Raw genomic sequence first — 21,823 nt, forward strand, 5'->3', positions numbered from 1 at the left:
AGTAATTTAAATACTTAAGGTGATATTTAGCATATTTTGGATAAAGTCAACTTAACAAAGAATTAACTGTTTTCGTCAAAATATTTATAATTAAAAAATATCATCCTTTGCAGAATGATATTTTTTAATTATAAATATTTTTATATTCAATTGGTGTAAGGTTGTTGAACTTTTTAAAAACCATACTATAATAATTTTGGCTATTGAACCCAACAAATACAGCAACATCTAAAATAGACATGTCTTCTCGAAGCAAATATTTTTTACTTTTTTCGACTCGAACCTTATTGAGAAAGTTAGTAAATGTATATCCACTTTCTTTTTTAAATAGGGAGCAAAAATAACTTTTATTAAGTTGTAAATCATTACATATATCACTTACTGTTATATCCTCTGAGTAGTTTTTATGAATATAATCGATAGTTTTTTTTACATAAAAACTAAGAGCTGGTTTGTGTTTCATTTTATCATTACATATTTCTGATAAAAGATTTGATATATAATCTACACATGATAGAGGCTTAAATGGTATATCAGAAAACTCAATATCATTATTAATGCATGATTTAAAAGGCCCTATAACAAAATAGCCACTAGAAATATCAAATTTATGTATTGGCATAATTAAAAATTGTATGTCATTGCAAAAACTTAACATTATATAGGATAAGTTTTTATTAGATATAAAATCTGTGCTTTTTATATTATTGAATATGTTTAAACTTGAAAAGTATATTTCTAGTTTATCACTGTAGCCAACACTACAAAGTTCTTTTAAATCCTTATTAATCACTTTTGTTGGGATATTACAACAGTCAAAAAAATCATTAATGATAAGTTCTATATCATCTTTAAAACATTTCAAAAAATCACCTCATCTAAATTTATACAAATATTTTTATAAAAAAACAAATATAGTTAAGAATTTAAAAAACATATCGCGTAAAATAGTTATTGCGAATGATAATTAATTTCGTTAAATAATATTATGATGTAAGAGAGGTAAAAAGTCAATGAAAAAAATAGCTATTTATGGGAAGGGAGGAATTGGAAAATCAACAACAACTTCCAATTTATCTGCATCACTTTCTCATTTAGGATATAAGGTTATGCAAATAGGATGTGACCCTAAATCAGATTCTACTAAAAATTTAATGAAAGGAAAATTTATACCAACAGTTCTTAATGTAATGAAAGAGAAGAAAGATGATTTAAAACTTGAAGACATAGTATTTGAAGGATATGGTGGAGTATTATGTATTGAAGCAGGAGGCCCAACTCCAGGAGTAGGTTGCGCTGGAAGAGGCATAATAGCGGCCTTTGAAAAATTAGAAGAATTAAAGGCATTTGAAATATATAATCCAGATGTAGTAATTTACGATGTACTTGGAGACGTTGTTTGTGGAGGATTTTCAATGCCAATAAGAAATGGATTTGCAAATGAAGTGTATATAGTAACTTCTGGAGAAATGATGTCAATGTATGCTGCTAGTAACATATCTTTAGCTGTAGAGCAATTTAAAAATAGAGGATATGCTTCTTTAAAAGGACTCATATTAAACGCTAAAAATGTTGAGAATGAAATAGAATTAGTTGAAAAATTGGCTGATGAAATAAAAAGTAAAGTTTTTCACTATATCCCAAGAAATAAAATCATGCAACAGTCTGAGAATAATGGAAGAACCGTTATAGAAGAAGATAAAGATGATGAAATGTCACAAGTATATATAGAACTTGCAAATAAGATTATGCAAAGTAACTAGATAAATATAAGATTAAAATAGAAAATACAGATTTAAAATAAAGTTTATTATGGAGGAAATTTTTATGAAATTTAAAAAGATATGTTCAGTATTTTTACTTAGTGCATTAATATTAACAGGATGCTCAAAACCATCAAATGATGAGTCTGCAAATAAGGAGTCAAATAACAACGTAAAAGTTGTTTCAGCCACAGTAGCAGCAACACAAGTATTAGATAAATTAGATGCTACTTTAGTAGGTATTCCAACGACTAAATCTGAATTGCCAGAAAAATATAAAAATCTACCAGAAGTAGGACAAGCTATGAATCCTGACTTAGAAATTGTAGCATCTCTTGAGCCAGATGTATTTATAGTTGATAGTATGTTTAAAGAAAATGTTGAGAAGAGTATGAAAGAATATAACCTAGATACATTCTATTTTGAAACTGGAACATACACAAAGTTTCTTAAAAGTATAGAAAATTTAGGTAATAAAATAAATAAACAAGATGAAGCAGAAAAACTTATAAAAGAGCTAAAAGGAGTAGAAGAATTGGTCGTAGAAAAATCAAAAAAACAGGATAAAAAACCAAGAGTAGCTATTTTATTTGGTGGTGGAAATAGTTTTATGCTAGCTACAAAGAGCTCATATCTTGGTGATTTGGTTAAAACAGTAGGTGCTGAAAATATAGCTGATAACTTAACAGATAGTGTGGATTCAGATTATATACAATTTAGCTTAGAACAAATTATAAAAGAAAATCCAGATTACATACTTAGATTTGCACATGGGAATATAGAAGAGACTAAAAAAGCATTTGATGATTCTTTTGATAAAAATCCTGCATGGGCTACATTGAATGCAGTAAAAAATGGAAAAGTTATAGATTTAGACTCAAGTATATTTAATGTATCAGCAAATATACATGTCAAAGATTCAATAAATAAACTGGGAGATATCTTATATGGAGATAAATAGATTTTAGGTGAATAATATGGATAATAAAAAAGTCTTATTGATATTTACAGGGTTGATAACTGTAATTATTTTATTAATTGTTTTTTCTACTGTAGGGAGTGTAAATTTAAGTATTGGGGAAATATTTGATGCATTGATAAATGAAAATAATACAATGGTTACTACAATAGTTTATAAAATGAGGTTGCCTAGAAATATTTTAGCAGCGTTAGTTGGTGCAAATCTAGCAGTTTCAGGATTATTGTTACAAGCTGTTATGAAAAATCCATTAGCAGACCCTGGTATAACAGGTATATCTACAGGAGCAAGTGTAGCTGCTATTATAATATTGCTTTTATTTCCACAATATACAAGTATGTTACCAATAGTTGCTTTTATAGGAGGACTCATATCTTGTGGAGTAGTATATTTGATGGCGTATAAAAATGGGCTTAGACCAGAGCGAATTATACTAGCTGGAGTCGCTGTAAACACTATATTAGGTGGTGTTATATCGTATTTATCAACTATGTATAGTGAAAGAATTCAAAGTGCAATGTTGTGGTTAAACGGAAGTTTAGCCACAAAGACTTGGTTAGATGTAAATATGCTAATATGGTATTCTGTTATAGGATTGATAGGAGCAATTTTACTTATCAGAAGTGCAAATGTACTGCAACTAGGAGATGACGCAGCTACAAATCTTGGCTTCAATGTAAATAAAAGTAGGTTTCTAATCTCATTAGTAGCTATATTTTTAGCAGGTGTTTCTACCTCCATAGTTGGTGTCATCAGCTTTGTGGGTCTTATAGTACCACATATAACTCGTATGTTGCTTGGTAGTGACCATAAATATACGATACCATTTAGTATAGTACTAGGGAGTATAGTATTATTAATTGCAGATACATTAGCAAGAACAATAGGAGGCTCTATAGAGATTCCAGTAGGCGTTATTATGTCTATAATAGGGGGTCCATTCTTCTTATATTTATTAAGAAAGAGAGGCGGTTATTAATGTTCAATGTAAAAAATGTCAAAATAGGTTATGAAGATAAGATTATCATAGACAATTTGAGTGTGAGCATTAAGGAAAAAGAAGTAGTTTCTATATTAGGTCCAAATGGTTCAGGAAAATCTACGCTACTTAAATCCTTATCTAGAATTTTGAAAATTAAACAGGGTGACATATATATTGGTAAGAAAAATATGAAAGTCATGAGTAATAAAGAAATTTCGAGGAAAGTGGCATTACTAGCTCAACATAATGCCTCCTTAAAGGATATAAAAGTAAAGGATTTAATATATTATGGAAGAATACCACATAAAGGTTTTTTTGAAAGTAAAAATAAAAATGATGAAGAGATAGTAAATTGGGCAATGAGAAATACAGGTCTTGAAGCATATAAAGATAAATTGGTAAGCAATTTATCTGGAGGAGAAAGACAAAGAGTATGGTTAGCGATGGCACTTTGTCAAAAGCCAGATATACTTTTATTAGATGAACCTACAACATATTTAGATATATCTCATCAATTAGAACTAATGGAACTTGTAAAAGATATAAATAAAAAATTTGGAATGACTATAATTATGGTTCTACATGATATAAATCAAGCGAGCAAATACAGTGACAGACTTATTATTATGAATAATGGTGCTATAGTAGCGGATGGCCATCCTAATAACGTAATAAGTGAAGAAATAATAAAAGATGTTTATAAGGTAAAATGTGATATAGATATAGATCCAATTAGCAAAAAGCCTAGGATTCATCCAATAATGTTATGTAGAAGAACTAGTAGTATATAAAGTTTTAACATTTGAAATGACCACAGTTTAAAAATATAAAAAGTAATATAAGTGTAACTTTAAATTTATAAAGTTGTATAAGTAATAGGATTGGAAAGGAAAAAATATGTATACTTTAAATGTATTAAATAGATTAAAAGATATAGCATATGATAAAGATATAAAATCTTTATCATATGCTGTGTTTCCAGGGACTCATTGTCCATTGTTTGGAGTTGTATTAACTGCATCATATATAAAAAACATGGCTCTTGTGATAGTAGGAACAAATGAATGTACTTATTATAGTAAAAACTTTGCATATCATAGACAGTCTGGTCAAGATAGTGTTTATTCAGTAGTTCTAAAAGATAAAGATATAGTTTTTGGTGCAGAAAAAAAAGTAATAGAAGCTGTAAAGTATATTTCAGAAGTTGAAAAGTTTGATGCAATAATGATAGTAACTACATGTGTACCAGAGTTAATAGGTGAGGATTATAATGCTTTATCTGAGGAATTGGAAGAACTGATAGGTATCCCTGTTTTAGCAGTTAATACCGAACATTATACTTGTAATTCTCATATAATTGGAATGACTAGAGCTTTAAAGAGTTTATCATCAGTTATGGAGAATCATACAAATAAAAAAGGTGTTAATATTTTAGGGCATAGACAAGAGAATGTAGAAGATACAGAGCTTGTAAAGTTACTTTTTAAAGAAGGCGTAAAAATAAATTGTGTAATACCATCTAAATGTACTATAAGAGATATAAAAAGTGCATCTAGTGCTAAATTAAATATAGTAACAGACATGATAGCATTGGATTTAGCAGAAGATATGAAAAATAAATTTGGAATAGAATACATATATTTTGATAAAAACATGAAAGAGTCAATTATAATGGAAAACTATAATAAACTTTGTAACATTTTAGATATAGATGTACAAGATGAATTATTAGAACAAAGACAAAAATATACTTTGTTATTGAATAAATGTAGACTTCTAATGGAAGGTAAAAAGCTAATTTATGGGAATACACCAATGATGGTGTTTGAAACAGTGGATTTCTTAACAGAATTAGGGTTAGTGCCAGAATTTATACAAGTGCGTGAACTTTATGAACAAGATGGTTTATTTAAAGACAACATAATAAAAAAAGGACACAATCCATATATAAGCAGAATTGCGAATATAGCTCCACTTAGAAGTTTGTATGATACTATAAATGCAGATATTTATATAGGCCATGAAAATCCAATGTTATTAAAAGAAAAAGGACTTATGCAAATAACGTTAGACGAACATGCACAAAAAATAGGGTTTGAGCTTCCAATAGGCATAATGGAAACTTTAATTAAATTGTTTGATGTGGAGAAAGTTACAAGAAAGGAAGTGATTTAATATGGAAGTATATAAATATTTTCCAAATCCTTCTGATAGAATGGGAATAATATTTACAGTATCATCAATAAGTGAAGCCTGTGTCATAGAATTTGGCCCATCAGGAACAACTCACTATGCGATAGAAGCAATTGGAAGTTTAAATGGAGAAGACAAAGCAAAGATTTATTCAACTCATATGAGTGAAAGTGATGTTACGTTTGGAAATTATGATAGATTAGAAAAGGCTATAATTGAAATAGATAATAATATTAACCCAAAATATATATTTGTAATGGCTTCATCTGTATCTTCTATTATAGGTGTGGATATGGTAGGAATTTGCAATATCATAAGTGATTCTGTAAACTGTAAGTTAATCCCAATTACAACAGGTGGATTAAGAGAAGATTATAATCAAGGAGTTGAAGATTTTCTTTATATATTAGCAAAGGATGTAGTAAAAGAGAGCAATGAAAAAATTGATAGTTTTAATATAATTGGATGTAATATAGACCAATATAACTTTTTATCAGATTGTGAAGAAATTAAAAGGATGATAAAGACTTTTTTCAAAAAAGAAGTAAATGTAACCTTTACATCATACACATCAATAGATGAAATAGAAAATGCATCTAAATCTAGTTTAAATATAGTACTTAGGAAAGAAGGTATTAAAGCAGCAACTTTTATGAAGGATAAGTACAATATACCTTATGTGTATAAAAAGCCTTATGGAATAAAAAATACTGAAGAATTTATTAAAGACATACAAAAAGTAACTATGTGGGATTTGGATAAAAGTGCTTATGAAGCTGAAGTATCTAACATAAAAAGACAAGTATTTAATATAAAAAGGAAGTTTTATTTTTATAAGGAAAGCAAAAAATGTGCTGTATTTGGAGATTATGACACTGCTTTAGGATTTAAAGATTTATTGAATGAATTAGGTCTTGAAGTTGATAGAGTTAATATATTGCATAATACAGATTGTAATGACGAATCTGTATATATTGGAAATAATGAGTTAGAAAGAAATAAATATTTAAAAGAAAATGAGTTATTGGTTTTATTTGGAGATGGTACTAGTATTGATATGAGTCACAATTCAAAGTTAGATATACAGATAAGTAATCCAAACCTAAAAAGTGTAAATATATATCCATATACACCATTTATTGGATTAAGAGGAGTGCTTTACATAATTGAAAGAATACTTAATATATCACTATAAGATAGATTTATTAAAAGGTTAATACATATTTTCTCACAATAATTTATGAATTCTGTTAGGATTTGTAAGATATGGGATATAATATAAATAAGTAAATTTTATAAATAGATAATTTACTTGCTTTATTTTAATTATGTTGGAGAAGTGGGGGAATAGGTTATGGAAAGACTAATGGAGCTTTTAGAAAGAAAATTTTTAAAAGATGTAGAACTCTTAGAATTGGAAGATATAGAAAATGTAGTAGAGTGTAAAATGACACAGCCATACAATGCTCACTATAATGAATACTTAGTAAAAGTGAAAAATGGAGATATAATAGAAGAATATTTTGTGTATTTAAAACATAGATAGATGTAAAAGAGGTGTGTATTTTATTTGTAATATTACAAAATAAATACACACCTCTTTTAGTATTAGAGTGTAAAACTATAAAATTTTAATTTATATCTATTTGATATTTTCAACAATATCAGTTAATATTGAGTCTAAATCATTACTAATGTCTGTAACACCATTATGAGTAATATCTATGATTTCTTTAGTCATAGGAAGTTCACCTAGAAGTTTTAAATCTAAATCATTTAAAAACTTTTCAGTAGAGTCACCATCAAATAGTTTGATTTTTTTAGAACAATCAGGACATTGAATATAACTCATATTTTCAATAACTCCAAGAACATTTATGTTCATTTTTTTAGCCATATTAACAGCTTTTGATACAATCATAGATACCAAATCTTGAGGAACTGAAACCATAACTATTCCACTTATAGGTATAGATTGCATAACTGTTAATGCAACATCTCCAGTGCCTGGGGGCATGTCTATAAGTAAATAGTCTAGTTCTTCCCAAAGTACATCAGTATAAAATTGTTTTACAACTCCTCCAACTAGAGGTCCTCTCCAAACAACAGGTTCATTTTCATCATCTATCATAAGATTTATAGACATTACTTTTATGTTATTTGAATTTTCTACAGGATAAATATAAGAACCATCAGAATAAGCTTTTACATTTTTTAGACCCATAAGTCTAGGAATACTTGGTCCTGTTATATCAGAGTCTAATATACCAACTTTATATCCCATTTTATTTAGTTTATTAGCAAGTAAAGCAGTTACAGTCGATTTACCAACTCCACCTTTCCCACTCATAACACCAATTATTTTTCCAAATTTATTGTTAGGGTTATTTTCAATAGAACAATTTGATTGACTATTACAATTTCCCTTTGATGGACATGAATTACAATCTGCCATATCTATTACCTCCAATGTTTAGTATTTATTAGATTATTTGTAACCTACATATACTATTTTAGTACAATTAAACAATAAAGTCATTATTTAAAAGGAACTTAGAATATTTTCTATTAATCAAATAGTAATTTATTATAAAAAAAAGAAGGTAATAAAAAAATATAACCTTCTCAATAAAATGGTTGTTTCAATTGACCTATAGAGTTTAATCATATAAACATATAGGAAATATTTCAATATATTATACATAAATGGTCATTTTATAAGTATAACTGGGAATTATATATATTTTTTATAGAAGTTTGTTGAAAAACAATTAAAAATCATGAAGAAAAAAGATATAATTAGAAATGTAGTGATAAATTTAAAAATGTGGTAATAAATATTTTACTAAAAATGATAGCATTGAAATATTTTAAATAACATCAGGAGGTATATAGATGGAAATAAAACCAAGAAGTGCAAAAGTAGAAGAGTTTGATAAAGTAACAGGATTAATAAACTATGTGTTTAGAATATCAAGAAACTATAAGCCAACTATGGTGGAAGAGTTTCCCCTTTTATTGAATAAAGATAACATAGAAAATATGATTATAATATCAGAAAATGAAAAAGTAGTTTCAGATGTAAACTATTTGGTACAAGATGTATCTATTCAAGGAAATAAACTAAAGGTTGCAGCTATAGGTGGAGTATGCACACATCCAGATTATGAGAAGAAGGGATATTCATCTAAAATACTAGATAAAGCAGAAGAAAAAATGTTTTCTGATGGTGTAGATGTTTTAATTATTTCAGGGACAAGAAGTTTATATAGTAGAAGAAACTGTAGTGAAGTGAAGAGTTTCTATAAATATACAATAAAGCCAGAAAATATTGAAATACCATATGAAATAGTTGAATTTGATGAAACTAATTTTGAAAAAGATGCTGATTTAGATAAAATGATTGAATTATATAATCAAAATAGTACTAGATTTATAAGAACGAGAGATGAATTTAAAAAATTATTACATGCAGCTACTATTGCTTGGGGGCCAATTGATTATAAGAAAGTATTTATAAAAGAAAATAGTAATATAATAGGATATTTAATAATAAGAACAATAAAAAAAGAAGGTTCTATTATAGGAGAAGTGGTTGAAATAGGAGTGAATAATATAAATGTTGAAAATATATTAAAATATGTTACGAATAAATTTGGTTTAGAGTATTTAGACTATAAGGTACATGTAAGAAATCTAAAGGACCAATTAGGATGTAATGAACTAAAGTCTTTAGATTATCAACAAGGAACAATTAAAATAATAAATTACAGTAAATTATGTGATAATTTAAAAGGTTATTTTAATCAATATGTAGATTCTGAACTATTAGAGCATATTGAGTTTAAACAAGTTGAAAATAAATATATCATCAAATATAAGGAAGAGGAGCTTATGATAGAAAGTTTAGATAAACTTAACAAGCTATTTTTCGAAAGAAATGAAGAACAATACAATGAATTTAAACATTTAAAAAAAATATATGAATTTACTACAAAAGTATTTCCTATAGATTTTCCATGGACTGCAAATTTAAACTACCAATAATTATTATACTTTTTGCCTAAGATTTAAAAGAAATGTTCTTAGAGATGGCTTAAAGAAGTTGATTCAATTAGCTAATCAAAGAAGAGATTACCTACATCAAGTAACTTGAGTATAAAGTTATTTGGTATGGAAGATTAGTTCAATGAGTGTTGGAAAAGTACTTTTATGAAGGAATTTGAAAGGATGAGTATTATATGGACATACTTGAAAAAATAGCAGAATGTATATTAAATATGGGTGTAAATAATATAGAAGAGTTGGTAAAAGACGCTATAGAGGAAAATATTAATGTAGAGGATATATATGAATATGGGTTAAACAAGGGTATGATAGGTGCTTTAGATAAGTTTGAGAATAAAGAATACTATCTTTCAGAAGTGATAGTATGTACAGATGCATTAAACAAAGGTATTAGCATCTTAAAGGGCACTGGAAAGATAAAGAAAAAATCAAAGGGAGTAATTTTAATGTCTGTAGTAGAAGGTGACACCCACGAGATTGGAAAAAATATTGTAAAAGTAATGGTTGAAGCTACTGGATATAAAGTAATTGATTTAGGTGTAAATAGAAAAAGCGAAGATATAATAGAAGAAGCTATAAAAAACAATGTAGATATAATAGGTTTATCTTCAATGATGACAACGACAATGGAAAACATGAAATCAGTAATAAATAAGCTTAATAGACTTAATTTAAGTAAAAGGCCAAAGGTAATAATTGGTGGAGGTCCTGTAAGTATGGATTTTGCAGAAGAGATAGGTGCAGATGGATATAGTCCAAATGCTCCAAAAGCAGTTAAATTAATAGACAAACTTATAGGAGGAGAAATTTAAAATGTTTTCAGATATGACTTTATTGCAATATATAAATAGTGAAGATAGAGGATTTTTCCTGCCGGATATGGGTACAAATGGTTTATTTTTAATAAATAAAAAAGCATATGAAGTATATGATAGTGTAGATTTACAATTGGAATTAGCAAGAACTATGGACAAATATTTTGAATCAGATTTTATATATTCATTTTGTGATGGAATTACATTTTGTGAGACTCTGGGCTTAGAGACACTAAGACCAGATTACGATTTTCCAAGTGTATTGACACATACAATAACAGATAGTGAAAAGTTAAGAAAATTAGATGTACCAGACCCTTATACAAGTGGACGTATGCCACTCAATCTAGAAAGCTTGTCACTAATATCAAAAACCATAAAAAAACCATTGTATGAATCAATACAAGGTCCATTTACTCTTGCAGGTCAATTAGCTGGGGCTACACAACTTTTAAGGTGTATAATAACTGATAAAAAATTTGTGGAGGAGTTATTAGAATTCACTACTGAGTTAGTAAGGCGATATGCTGTGGCTGCAAATAAAGCAGGCGCAAAATATATTTCAATAGCAGAGCCAACATCAGTAACTTTAAACAAAGCTAGATTTGATGAATATATAGTAAAAAATTTAAATGAGATATATGATGAACTTGATTGTTGGAAAGGTATGCATATATGTGGAGACACAAGAGAGTTGTTAGATAATATGTTGAGTTGCAATGTAGATGCAGTAAGTTTAGACCAAATTCTAGACTATGAAGAGATTGCACCAAGAATTCCAAAAGATATAGTTTTAATTGGAAATTTAGACCCAATAAAACTTCTTGGACGTTCTACACCTGATAAAATCACAAAGGAAACACTAAAGTTGTTAAAAAAGATGAGAAAGTATGATAATTTCCTATGCGATTTTGGTTGTAACTGTTTAAATACAACACCAGTAGAAAATTTACAAGCAGCCATAAAAGCAGGCAGAATTAGTTATAAAGAATTAGATAGGATTGATATGAATGAGTTGGAATAACAGTAAAAATATGCCTTATTTAGAATTTATAGATTTAGAAAATATTTATATAAATAAAGATACAGTGCTAAAGTTTTTGGGATATTCTAATAGAAAAGTTCCAGAAATGATTAATGAAATAGTTGAAGAAGAAATAAAAAGTATAAAAAGCATATTGAATATTAAAGTTTATATAAGTGAAATTGATACTGATAAAATGCCTAAAGAGTGTAAAAAGGCATTTGCTATTTTATATACTATAGGAGATAAAATTGATATTAAGATGAACGACTACATGAAAAATTGTAATATGATGGCAGGTCTAGCACTAGACAAAATAGGTGTAGTATGTTTAGATTACATCAATGAGAAAATAAAAATGTATTTAAAGGAAACCTATAGTAATCTCAATATATCATACGAGATATATCCAGGAGATAAAGATTTTAAAGTTGAAAATCAAAAAGACATTTATGAATATATAAAAAATAAATACAATAATTTGGAAATAAAAATCAATGATTATCATCAATTGGCTCCTATAAAAAGTGTCGCGATGCTCATATTAATGGGTGATAAGGAAAATACTGAATCAAGATGCAGTAAATGTATTAGAAAGTGTTTTTAGAAATTTTTACAAGATTAAAGTTGATATTGGCAAGTTGCAATAATTTTTTTAGCTTAAATATACACTAGCTAAAAAAATTATTGCAAAATAATAAGATTCTACTTATAAATTATAATAAATTTTTTAATTCAATGAGAGTGTTTATTTCATAAGTTGGTATAGAACTAGTATAATTTATACTGTTATTGGAGTTTAGCCAACAAGTATCTATTCCTGAATTTATTCCTCCTAATATATCTGAAGTTAAACTATCACCAATCATCAAAGCAGAAGTTTTATCATAACAGTTAAACTTTTTAAATGCATATTTAAATATTTCTGGATTTGGTTTTGATACTTTTACTTCTTCTGATACAATCATTCCATCAATATATTTTTTTATTTCTGAGTTTTTAAGCCTATTATTTTGGACTTTAGAAATTCCGTTTGTTATTATGATAATTTTATATTTACTTTTAAGGTATGACAATACATCAAGTGTACCTGGCATTAAAAAAGTACATTCTGACAAAAGATTTAGGTACATTTTACTAAGAATTATAGGGTCAACATTTAATTTCATTTCCTTTGCAAAAAGTTCAAATCTAAGTAGCTTAAGCTCATCTAAAGTTATAGTGTTTTTTTCAAGGTCAAGCCAAAGCTTATCACTTATATTTCTATATATTTTTATACATTTTTCAAAGTTAAAATCCAATCCAAATTTAGATAAAAGTTTCTTGAAAGCATAAGATTCACTCTTTTTAAAATCAAATAAAGTATCATCTGCATCAAAAAATATAAATTTATATCTCTTCATAAGGTATACCCTTTATAGTATAACTGCAAAAACTACTTTGCTTTCACTATTAGAATCATTTTGCCATTTGTGCTTTGTTCCTAAAGGAACCTTAACACTATCACCTTTAAATAGAGTAAATTCATCATCATCCATAAATAGTTTGACTTCTCCTTCTAAAATGTATGCAATTTCATCTCCGTTATGAGTAATTCTATCAACACAAGAAGATGTATTTGGAGCCAAATCCATAATAGCAAATTCTAAGTTACCACTAGAATCTGGAATTAAAACTTCATATACAACATCATTACTTCCAGGTAAAATAACTTTCTTTCTACTATCGCGTCTCACTATTAAACTTTTTTTATCTACTTCAGATACAAAAAATGTAAATAGAGGAACATTTAGAGAAGAGGCTATAGATTTTAATGAGTTTACAGATGGATTAGCAAGACCTCGTTCTATTTGACTCAATAATGATGGTGTAACATCTGCTAGTTTTGCTAAATCTCGAATACTTAGATTTTGTTTTTTTCGAACTTCAGCTATTTTTTCTCCTAAATTTAAATCATTCATATAAATATCCTCTCTTTTTCGTTTTAAAAATATTACTTTAAAATAACCTAAATAAAAAGATTATATAGTATGAAATCATTATAACATATAAGATATAATTTTGAATAAATAATGTTAAATCTAATTGAATAAATTAAAATATAATTGACAAGTGGATACAGAATACTTAAAATATATTTAAATAAAATTAAATTAAGTAAAAAATAATTAACTTACTTTAAGATAGGAGGGAATAGTGTGCAAATAACAACTTTCGGAGCTATATTTGGCTTATTAGTAGCAATTATTTTAATTATAAAGAAATTTCAAGCTGTATATAGTTTAATGTTAGGGGCATTTGTTGGGGGAATAATTGGAGGAGCAAGTATAACAGAGACTGTAGATTTTATGGCAACTGGAGCTATGAATATCTCACCATCAATTCTTAGAGCTTTAGCATCAGGTGTATTGGCTGGAAGTCTAATAAAAACAGGAGCAGTTGATAAAATATCAGAACAAATCGTAAAGATATTAGGAGAAAAGAGAGCCTTACTTTCTATAGCTGCTTCAACAATGGTACTTGCAGGAGTAGGTGTAAATTTGGATGTATCTGTAATAACTGTAGCACCAATAGGCTTATACATAGGAAGAAAATTAAACTACTCTAAATTAGCAATACTTTTAGCTATGTTAGGTGGAGGTAAAGCAGGTAATATAATATCACCAAATCCAAATACCATTGCGGTAGCAGGAAATTTTTCTGTAAATCTATCTAGTGTTATGATAGCAAACGTAATTCCAGCAATTGTTGGTATTGTGATTACAGTTGTTTTGGCAAGTTTATTAATAAATAAAGGAAACAAGGTGGAATCATATGAACTCTTGGAGCAAAGAGAGGACTTACCAAGTTTGTTTAAGTCATTATGTGGTCCAATTGTAGCTATATTTTTATTGTTTTTAGGAAATATATCACCTATAGTAATAGACCCTATGGTTGCACTTCCTATAGGAGGAGTAGCGACCTTAATAGCTACAGGAAATTTGAAGAATACAAGAGAGTATTTATCTTTTGGATTATCTAAGATGCAAGGTGTATGCATATTATTACTCGGAACAGGGACTATTGCAGGTATTATACAAATGTCTGAATTACAACAGAGTACAATAGGTATACTACAATATTTAAATATGTCACAATTTTTATTAGCACCAATTTCAGGTATACTTATGTCACTGGCAACAGCATCATCAACAGCTGGAGCTACTATAGCATCATCAACTTTTTCTGATGCTATATTAAGTGGTGGATTATCGCCAATTTCAGGTGCATCAATTGTTAATGCAGGTTCTAGTGTATTTGAACAATTACCACATGGTTCATTATTTCATACTAGTGCAGGTAGTATAAATATGGATATAGGTGAAAGATTTAAATTGATTCCGTATGAAGCACTAATAGGAATAGTAATGACTATAGTTTCAACATCTATACAATTAATCTTATAATAAATATAAATATTTAATGAAAAAAGTAGGATTTTGTTATTAAATATTGAATTTATATAAAAAAGAAAGATTGGAGTTTTAAGGTGAATAAAAAAAAGATAGTAATTATAGGGATTATTTATTCATTTTTAGTTGTAGTTTTACTCGCAAATATGTATGTAGGTATGGAGTATAATTTGAATATATTTGAATATGTTAAGAAATCACTTCCATTTACAGAAGAGGAAAAACAATGGCTAAAAAAACATGAAAATTTAGTTTATAGTTCTGACCAGAGCTCTCCTCCTCTTAGATATAAAGGTCAAGAAGATGGTCAATACAAAGGAATTGTTGTTGATTTAATTAATTCCCTATCAATCCAAATAGGGAGAGATTTCTATTTTAAACCAAATACATGGTGGAAAGAATCCTTTGTAAATCCAGTGGATGATAGTATAAGATTTTTTGACTTAATTCCATCAAAAGAAAGAGCAAATAAGTTTGTATTTACTGACCCAATTTATACGTTAAGCGCAAATATATTGAAAGATAAAAAATCACAGAATATAAATAGTTATAGAGATTTAAAAGGAAAAACAATAGCAATACCAGAGGGTGACTATTCTATAAACTTTTTGAAACAAAGAGTTGATAATATAGATATTGTGTTGACTCCAGATATAAAGACTGGAGTCAATTATTTAATGTCAGGTAAAGTAGATGTAGTTGTTGGTGATGAACCAGTACTACAATACTATGTAATAAACTATGAACTTTCAGATAAATATAGTATTTTAAATACTCCTATTTATACCAAAAAGGCAGTTCTCGCTGTTCCTAAACAATATGAAGAATTAGTTGGTATTTTAAATAAGGGAATTTTTAAACTTCAGAAAAATGGTGTATATAAAGATTTAAATAAAAAATGGTATTCTATATATAATGAAGTTGATGATGTATTATATGATAGAGGAGTCATACCAATCATTTATATTTTTATAGGCATAATTTTGATATCTATTTATATTTTTTATAGTTATACATATTTATTAAAAATAGAAATAAAAAGGAAAACAGAAGAAGTAATAGAAAATAAGAAGGCTTTAGAGGCTACATTTAATAGTATCACAGACATAATAATGCTTATAGATGACAATTACAATATAGTTGAATCAAATAAAGTATTCTATGATTTTATCAATGAGACACAATATAAAAAAGAAGAATTAATTGATATAATAAAAAATATTATTGAGAATACATTTTCTGAAAATACACATGAAACAAGTGAAATAGAATTGAGTAATAAAATTTTGAAAATAAGTACTTTCCCTGTAGAATATAAAAAAAATAATGTTGAATATATAGTAGCTTTAATTAAAGACATAACTAATGATAAAATAATAGAAGCAAAGTTGTTGAGAGATAATAAAATGATATCTATAGGGCAACTAGCTTCTGGAGTAGCACATGAGATAAGAAACCCTCTAGGAATAATAAGAAATAATTGTTATCTTTTAAAAGATAATGTCACTATAGAAGAGGTAAATGATTGTGTAAAATCAATAGAAAGTAATGTAGATAGAGCAAGTAATATAATAACGAACTTATTAAATTTTGCAAGAATATCAGATGATAGTTTAGAAAATATAAATACAAGAAATTTTATTGAAAATATAGTCAAGCTTCAGTATAAAGTTTTACAGTTAAAAGATGTTGAAATAAATATAAACTGCAATAAGGATTTAGTGTGTTACATAAATGGAGAGTCTTTAAAACATGTATTTATAAATTTAATATCTAATTCAGTAGATGCAGTACATAAAGGCGGTAAAATTATTATAAATTGCTATGTGAAAGAGCGCTGTTTATTTATAGATTTTAAAGACAATGGTGATGGTATAAAAGAAAACGTTTTAAAGGATATATTTAATCCTTTTTATACTACAAAGCCGATTGGTGAAGGAACTGGATTAGGATTGTATATTACATATAATGAGATTAAAAAGAATAACGGAGATATAAGTGTCAAAAGTCAATTGGGAGTTGGTACTTGTTTTTATATAAAAATTCCACTAAATAAAGAGGTGACTATATGATGAAGATACTAGTAGTTGATGATGAATTAGAGTATGGAACAATAATGAAAAAAATTTTGCAAAAGAATGGATATGTGGTAGATATAGCACTAAGTGGAGAAGAAGCTGTGAGTATTATCAAAAAAAATAAAAATTATGATTTGATTTTGTCTGATGTTATGATGAAAAACATGGATGGAGTACAACTTTTAGATAAAATTAAATCTATTAATAAAAATATAGAAGTTATATTAGTTACTGGATATGGAAGTATTGAAAATGCAGTGGAAGCCATGAAAAGAGGAGCTTTATCTTATTTTATAAAAAGCAATCCTATTGAAACTTTATTAGAAGAAATTGAGAAAGTAAAAACAGAAAAAGAAGTAGTTTGTACACAAAAAAATAATTTGGACTTTACTTTAGAATCTAAAAATAAGGATTTTAATAATATAATAAAAATCGCAGAAAAGGCTGCTTGTAAAGATGTAAATATACTAATTCTTGGAGAATCTGGTGTAGGAAAAGATGTTTTAGCTAGATATATACATAGTCTAAGTCCAAGAAGAGATGAAATATTTGTACCTGTAAACTGTTGTTCTTTTTCTGAAAACTTATTAGAATCTGAGTTATTTGGACATGAAAAAGGTTCTTTTACTGGAGCAGTAGATAATAGAAAAGGCAGATTTGAACTTTCAAATAAGGGCACTTTATTTTTAGATGAAATAGGAGATATACCTCTAAATGTACAAGTAAAATTGTTAAGGACACTTGAAGATAAATCTATAGAGAGAATAGGAAGCAACAAGTCTATTAAAGTTGATTTTAGATTAATTTGTGCAATGAATAAAGAACCTAAAATAGAAATACTAAATGGTAATATAAGAGAAGATTTTTTTTATAGAATAAGTACAATAACAATAACTATACCACCTTTAAGAAATAGAAGAGAAGATTTAAATACACTTATAGACTTTTTCTTAAATAAATACCAGATTGAACATGATAAAAAAATATCCTCAATTGATAAAGAAGTAGTTGATTTTTTAATAAATTATGATTATCCAGGTAATATAAGAGAATTAAAAAATATAATCAATAGATTAGTAGTTTTAAGTGAAGGAAGTAAGTTATCAAAAGATAATTTAAACTTAATATCAAATAATATAAACATAGATGATAAAATAAGTATTAGACCTCTAAGAGAAATAAGAAAAGAATTTGAGTGTGAATATATTGAAAAGGTTCTATCTCTATGTGGAAATAATATTTCAAATACAGCAAAAAAATTGGAGATTAGCAGAAGACAATTAACTAATAAAATATCAGAGTACAATATTAAGTGAGAAAAAAACTTCTCATATACTGAGTAAAAAATTTCTCACAATTATTAAAAGATAAGTAGAAAAATTCTACTTATTTTTTTTATTATAATTTTTAAATTTAAGACTTACAATAATTATAGGTAAATTCAATGTTTATATAAGTAAAAAATGAAAATATCTATAGCATTAACATAAAAAAGCTATATTTTAAATAATTGGCATATAAAATGCTTTGTATATAAATAAACGTAATAATAGATATTTTTAATTGCGATTAAATGTATTAAGGGGGATTTTCATATGAAGTTAGAGCTAGGGAATATATTTATAAAAAACGTTGAATTTGGCGAGAAAACAGAAGTAAAAGATGGCATATTATACGTGAATGGTAAAGAAATAGAACAGATAGCTTTAGAAGATGAAAGAATTGTAAGTGTAAATGTTGAACTTGCAAGACCTGGTGAATCAATAAGAATAGCACCAGTTAAAGATGTTATAGAACCTAGAGTTAAAATTGGAGATGAAAGCAAAATATTTCCTGGAATTATTAACAAAGTAAAGACTGTAGGAAGTGGAAGAACTCATGTCCTTTCAGGAGCTTGTGTTATAACTTGTGGAAATATAGTCGGGTTTCAGGAAGGTGTAATTGATATGAGTGGTCCTACTGCTAAATATACACCTTTTTCAAAAACAAATAATGTATGTATTGTTATAAAAGCAAAAGAGGGAATAGAAACTCATGATTATGAAGAAGCAGCTAGAATAGTTGGATTAAAGATAGGCGCCTATATAGGAGAAGCAGGCAAGGAAATTGAACCAGATGAAATAATAGTATATGAAACAAAACCACTATTAAAACAAGTGAAAGAATATCCAGACCTACCAACAGTAGCATATGTTCATATGTTGCAATCACAGGGACTTTTACATGATACTTATTATTATGGAGTTGATGCTAAACAAATAGTTCCAACATTTATGTATCCAACTGAAATAATGGATGGAGCCATAATATCTGGTAATTGTGTTGCACCATGTGATAAAGTGACTACTTTCCACCATTTAAATAATCCAGTTATACATGACTTATATAAAAGACATGGAAAAGACTTAAATTTTATAGGTGTAATTTTAACTAATGAAAATGTATTTTTAGTTGACAAAGAAAGAAGTTCTGATATGGTTGCAAAGTTAGTAGAATTTTTAGGGGTTGATGGAGTATTAGTAACAGAAGAAGGATACGGAAATCCAGACACTGACCTTATGATGAATTGTAGAAAATGTAGTGAAGTTGGAGCAAGTGTAGTTTTAATAACTGATGAGTTTCCTGGAAAAGATGGAAAGAGTCAATCTATAGCAGATGCTACTAAAGAGGCAGATGCACTTGTTTCTTGTGGTCAGGGAAACTTAGTAGTCCATTTTCCTGCTATGAAAAAAGTTATAGGAACTTTGGATTATGTTGAAATGATGATTGGTGGGTATAAAGGATGCTTAAATGATGATGGAAGTATGGATGCAGAATTACAGATTATAATAGCATCAACTATAGCAAATGGTTACAATCATTTGACAGCAAGATATTATTAAATAAATATTTGAGTATAGGTTATTGTTAATACCATTATTAACTTAATTGATGTAATAACTATAAAGTGATTTGGAGGATTAAGATATGAGTAAAATCAGAGTTGTTCACTATATAAATAATTTCTTTGCTGGTATAGGAGGAGAAGAAAAAGCAGATATTCCACCAGAAAAAAGAAAGGGAGTAGTAGGACCTGGAATGGCATTTCAAAGTCAATTCAAAGATGAAGCAGAGATAGTTTCAACTGTAATTTGTGGAGACACATATTTTGGAGAAAATATTGAAAATGCTACTAGAGAACTTTTAAAAATGATAAAAGAAGAAAAACCTGATTTATTTATTGCAGGGCCAGCATTTAATGCAGGGAGATATGGAGTAGCCTGTGGAACTATTTGTAAAGCTGTTGAAGAAGAATTAAATATTCCTGTAGTTACAGGAATGTATAAAGAAAATCCAGGTGTAGATATGTTTAAACTAGATTTACACATAATAGCTACAGGAAATTCAGCAGCTAGTCTTAGAAAGGTAGTTCCAATAATGTCAAGACTAGGGATTAAATTAGTTAAGGGTGAAGAAGTAGGACCTCCCGAAGTAGAAGGATATATAATGAGGGGAATAAGAAAAAATTTCTTCCATGAATTTAGAGGTTCTGAAAGAGCAATTGAAATGCTGGTTAAGAAAATGAATGGAGAACAATTTGAAACTGAATATCCAATGCCAGAATTCGATAGAGTTACACCTGTAAAGGCTATCAAAGACTTATCTAAAATAAAACTTGCATTAGTAACTTCTGGGGGGATAGTTCCAACTGATAATCCAGATAAAATCGAATCTTCAAGTGCTACTAAGTATGGTATTTATGATTTAACAGGTATGAATTCTATGTCAAATAAAGATTTTACAACTATACATGGAGGTTATGATAGAGCATATGTACTTGAAAATCCAAACTTAGTTGTGCCATTAGATGTGGTTAGAGAATTTGAAAAAGATGGTGTGATTGGAGAGTTGGCAAATTACTTTATAACCACTACAGGTACTGGAACAAGTGTGGGTAATTCTAAGAGATTTGGAGAAGAATTTTCTAAAAAATTGGTAGAAGATAAAGTAGAGGCTGTAATTTTAACATCTACATGAGGCACTTGTACTCGTTGTGGAGCAACGATGGTAAAAGAGATTGAAAGAGCAGGTATAGCAGTTGTCCATGTTTGTACTGTAGTACCAATATCACTTACAATAGGAGCAAATAGAATTGTTCCAGCAGTAGGTATACCATACCCACTTGGGAATCCAAAGCTAGGAGAAGAAGAAAGTAAAAAAATTAGAAAGAACATAGTTTTAAAAGCCTTAAATTCATTAAAAGAAGATGTAGAAGACCAAACAGTATTTGAATAATAAAAATATAGCACAACACTTAAATTAAAATAGATGTCATGAAATAGTTTTTAAAAATTATTTTATGATATCTTTTTTTATTAAGTAATTTTAAGTAATTTTAAGTAATTTTAAGTAATTTAAAAATATTAAATATATTTGTTTGTTTTTAAATTTACTAGAATGGAAAATTAAATTTAGAGTATTGATACATA

The 21,823-nt window shown here is 27.6% G+C and carries 20 protein-coding genes; 16 read left to right on the top strand and 4 right to left on the bottom strand.

What is annotated here, in order from left to right; all coding sequences use genetic code 11:
- Window positions 1–124: 124 nt before the first annotated feature.
- Window positions 125–865: a helix-turn-helix transcriptional regulator gene (locus tag IC218_RS03630; RefSeq protein WP_227433223.1), complete on the bottom strand. Its 741-nt coding sequence runs from the start codon at window positions 863–865 to the stop codon at window positions 125–127.
- A 148-nt stretch (window positions 866–1,013) separates the two neighbouring features.
- Here IC218_RS03630 and IC218_RS03635 point away from each other — a divergent pair, with 148 nt between their 5' ends.
- From IC218_RS03635 to IC218_RS03665, 7 genes are all read left to right on the top strand, one after another.
- Complete coding sequence (locus tag IC218_RS03635) at window positions 1,014–1,763, top strand: AAA family ATPase (protein WP_227433224.1); 750 nt, start codon at window positions 1,014–1,016, stop codon at window positions 1,761–1,763.
- A gap of 64 nt (window positions 1,764–1,827) precedes the next feature.
- Entirely contained in the window at window positions 1,828–2,724 is an 897-nt protein-coding gene (locus IC218_RS03640; protein ID WP_227433225.1) for an ABC transporter substrate-binding protein, read from the top strand.
- A gap of 16 nt (window positions 2,725–2,740) precedes the next feature.
- Window positions 2,741–3,721, top strand: coding sequence for a FecCD family ABC transporter permease (locus tag IC218_RS03645; protein WP_227823827.1), 981 nt, complete (start codon window positions 2,741–2,743; stop codon window positions 3,719–3,721).
- Window positions 3,721–4,515, top strand: a complete 795-nt coding sequence (locus IC218_RS03650) for an ABC transporter ATP-binding protein (protein ID WP_227433227.1) — start codon at window positions 3,721–3,723, stop codon at window positions 4,513–4,515. The genes IC218_RS03645 and IC218_RS03650 overlap by 1 nt, the downstream gene beginning before the upstream one ends.
- 106 nt (window positions 4,516–4,621) lie before the next feature.
- Window positions 4,622–5,899 carry a nitrogenase component 1 gene (locus IC218_RS03655; RefSeq protein WP_227823828.1) on the top strand — a complete coding sequence of 426 codons (1,278 nt, stop codon included), beginning with the start codon at window positions 4,622–4,624 and terminating at the stop codon, window positions 5,897–5,899.
- Window position 5,900: 1 nt separating this feature from the next.
- Window positions 5,901–7,112 carry a nitrogenase component 1 gene (locus IC218_RS03660; protein ID WP_227823829.1) on the top strand — a complete coding sequence of 404 codons (1,212 nt, stop codon included), beginning with the start codon at window positions 5,901–5,903 and terminating at the stop codon, window positions 7,110–7,112.
- A gap of 159 nt (window positions 7,113–7,271) precedes the next feature.
- A complete protein-coding gene (locus IC218_RS03665) occupies window positions 7,272–7,463 on the top strand; it encodes a hypothetical protein (RefSeq protein WP_227433230.1) in 192 nt (63 codons plus the stop codon).
- 96 nt (window positions 7,464–7,559) lie between these two features.
- Here the strand turns inward: IC218_RS03665 and IC218_RS03670 are convergent, their stop codons facing one another.
- Window positions 7,560–8,372, bottom strand: coding sequence for an Mrp/NBP35 family ATP-binding protein (locus IC218_RS03670; RefSeq protein WP_227483229.1), 813 nt, complete (start codon window positions 8,370–8,372; stop codon window positions 7,560–7,562).
- 440 nt (window positions 8,373–8,812) lie between these two features.
- Here IC218_RS03670 and IC218_RS03675 point away from each other — a divergent pair, with 440 nt between their 5' ends.
- The 4 genes from IC218_RS03675 to IC218_RS03690 all read left to right on the top strand — a co-directional run bounded on the left by IC218_RS03675 (window position 8,813) and on the right by IC218_RS03690 (window position 12,431).
- Entirely contained in the window at window positions 8,813–9,964 is a 1,152-nt protein-coding gene (locus IC218_RS03675) for a GNAT family N-acetyltransferase (protein ID WP_227823830.1), read from the top strand.
- 194 nt (window positions 9,965–10,158) lie between these two features.
- Window positions 10,159–10,797, top strand: a complete 639-nt coding sequence (locus IC218_RS03680) for a B12-binding domain-containing protein (RefSeq protein ID WP_227433233.1) — start codon at window positions 10,159–10,161, stop codon at window positions 10,795–10,797.
- A gap of 1 nt (window position 10,798) precedes the next feature.
- Entirely contained in the window at window positions 10,799–11,824 is a 1,026-nt protein-coding gene (locus tag IC218_RS03685) for a uroporphyrinogen decarboxylase family protein (protein ID WP_227823831.1), read from the top strand.
- Window positions 11,811–12,431 carry a hypothetical protein gene (locus IC218_RS03690; RefSeq protein WP_227483225.1) on the top strand — a complete coding sequence of 207 codons (621 nt, stop codon included), beginning with the start codon at window positions 11,811–11,813 and terminating at the stop codon, window positions 12,429–12,431. Before IC218_RS03685 ends, IC218_RS03690 begins: the two co-directional genes overlap by 14 nt.
- Before the next feature lie 109 nt (window positions 12,432–12,540).
- Here IC218_RS03690 and IC218_RS03695 read toward each other — a convergent pair whose 3' ends face one another.
- Together IC218_RS03695 and IC218_RS03700 are read right to left on the bottom strand one after the other, a co-directional pair.
- Window positions 12,541–13,227 carry a YjjG family noncanonical pyrimidine nucleotidase gene (locus IC218_RS03695; RefSeq protein WP_227483224.1) on the bottom strand — a complete coding sequence of 229 codons (687 nt, stop codon included), beginning with the start codon at window positions 13,225–13,227 and terminating at the stop codon, window positions 12,541–12,543.
- Window positions 13,228–13,239: 12 nt separating this feature from the next.
- Window positions 13,240–13,785, bottom strand: coding sequence for a helix-turn-helix domain-containing protein (locus tag IC218_RS03700; protein WP_227823832.1), 546 nt, complete (start codon window positions 13,783–13,785; stop codon window positions 13,240–13,242).
- Between the two features lie 237 nt (window positions 13,786–14,022).
- Between IC218_RS03700 and IC218_RS03705 the strand changes: the two genes are divergently transcribed.
- The 5 genes from IC218_RS03705 (at window position 14,023) to grdF (ending at window position 21,629) form a co-directional block, all read left to right on the top strand.
- Entirely contained in the window at window positions 14,023–15,270 is a 1,248-nt protein-coding gene (locus tag IC218_RS03705) for a GntP family permease (RefSeq protein ID WP_227823833.1), read from the top strand.
- 83 nt (window positions 15,271–15,353) lie between these two features.
- A complete protein-coding gene (locus IC218_RS03710) occupies window positions 15,354–17,348 on the top strand; it encodes an ATP-binding protein (RefSeq protein WP_227823834.1) in 1,995 nt (664 codons plus the stop codon).
- Window positions 17,345–18,670, top strand: coding sequence for a sigma-54-dependent transcriptional regulator (locus tag IC218_RS03715; protein ID WP_227823835.1), 1,326 nt, complete (start codon window positions 17,345–17,347; stop codon window positions 18,668–18,670). The genes IC218_RS03710 and IC218_RS03715 overlap by 4 nt, the downstream gene beginning before the upstream one ends.
- A gap of 279 nt (window positions 18,671–18,949) precedes the next feature.
- The gene (gene grdG / locus IC218_RS03720; RefSeq protein WP_227823836.1) at window positions 18,950–20,236 is read left to right on the top strand and encodes a sarcosine reductase complex component B subunit alpha; all 1,287 of its coding nucleotides are present in this window, start codon (window positions 18,950–18,952) and stop codon (window positions 20,234–20,236) included.
- An 85-nt stretch (window positions 20,237–20,321) separates the two neighbouring features.
- Window positions 20,322–21,629, top strand: coding sequence for a sarcosine reductase complex component B subunit beta (grdF, locus tag IC218_RS03725; protein ID WP_227483219.1), 1,308 nt, complete (start codon window positions 20,322–20,324; stop codon window positions 21,627–21,629).
- Window positions 21,630–21,823: the final 194 nt, after the last annotated feature.

Source organism: Clostridioides sp. ES-S-0005-03, assembly GCF_020658455.1.
In the GTDB taxonomy this organism is placed as follows: domain Bacteria; phylum Bacillota; class Clostridia; order Peptostreptococcales; family Peptostreptococcaceae; genus Clostridioides.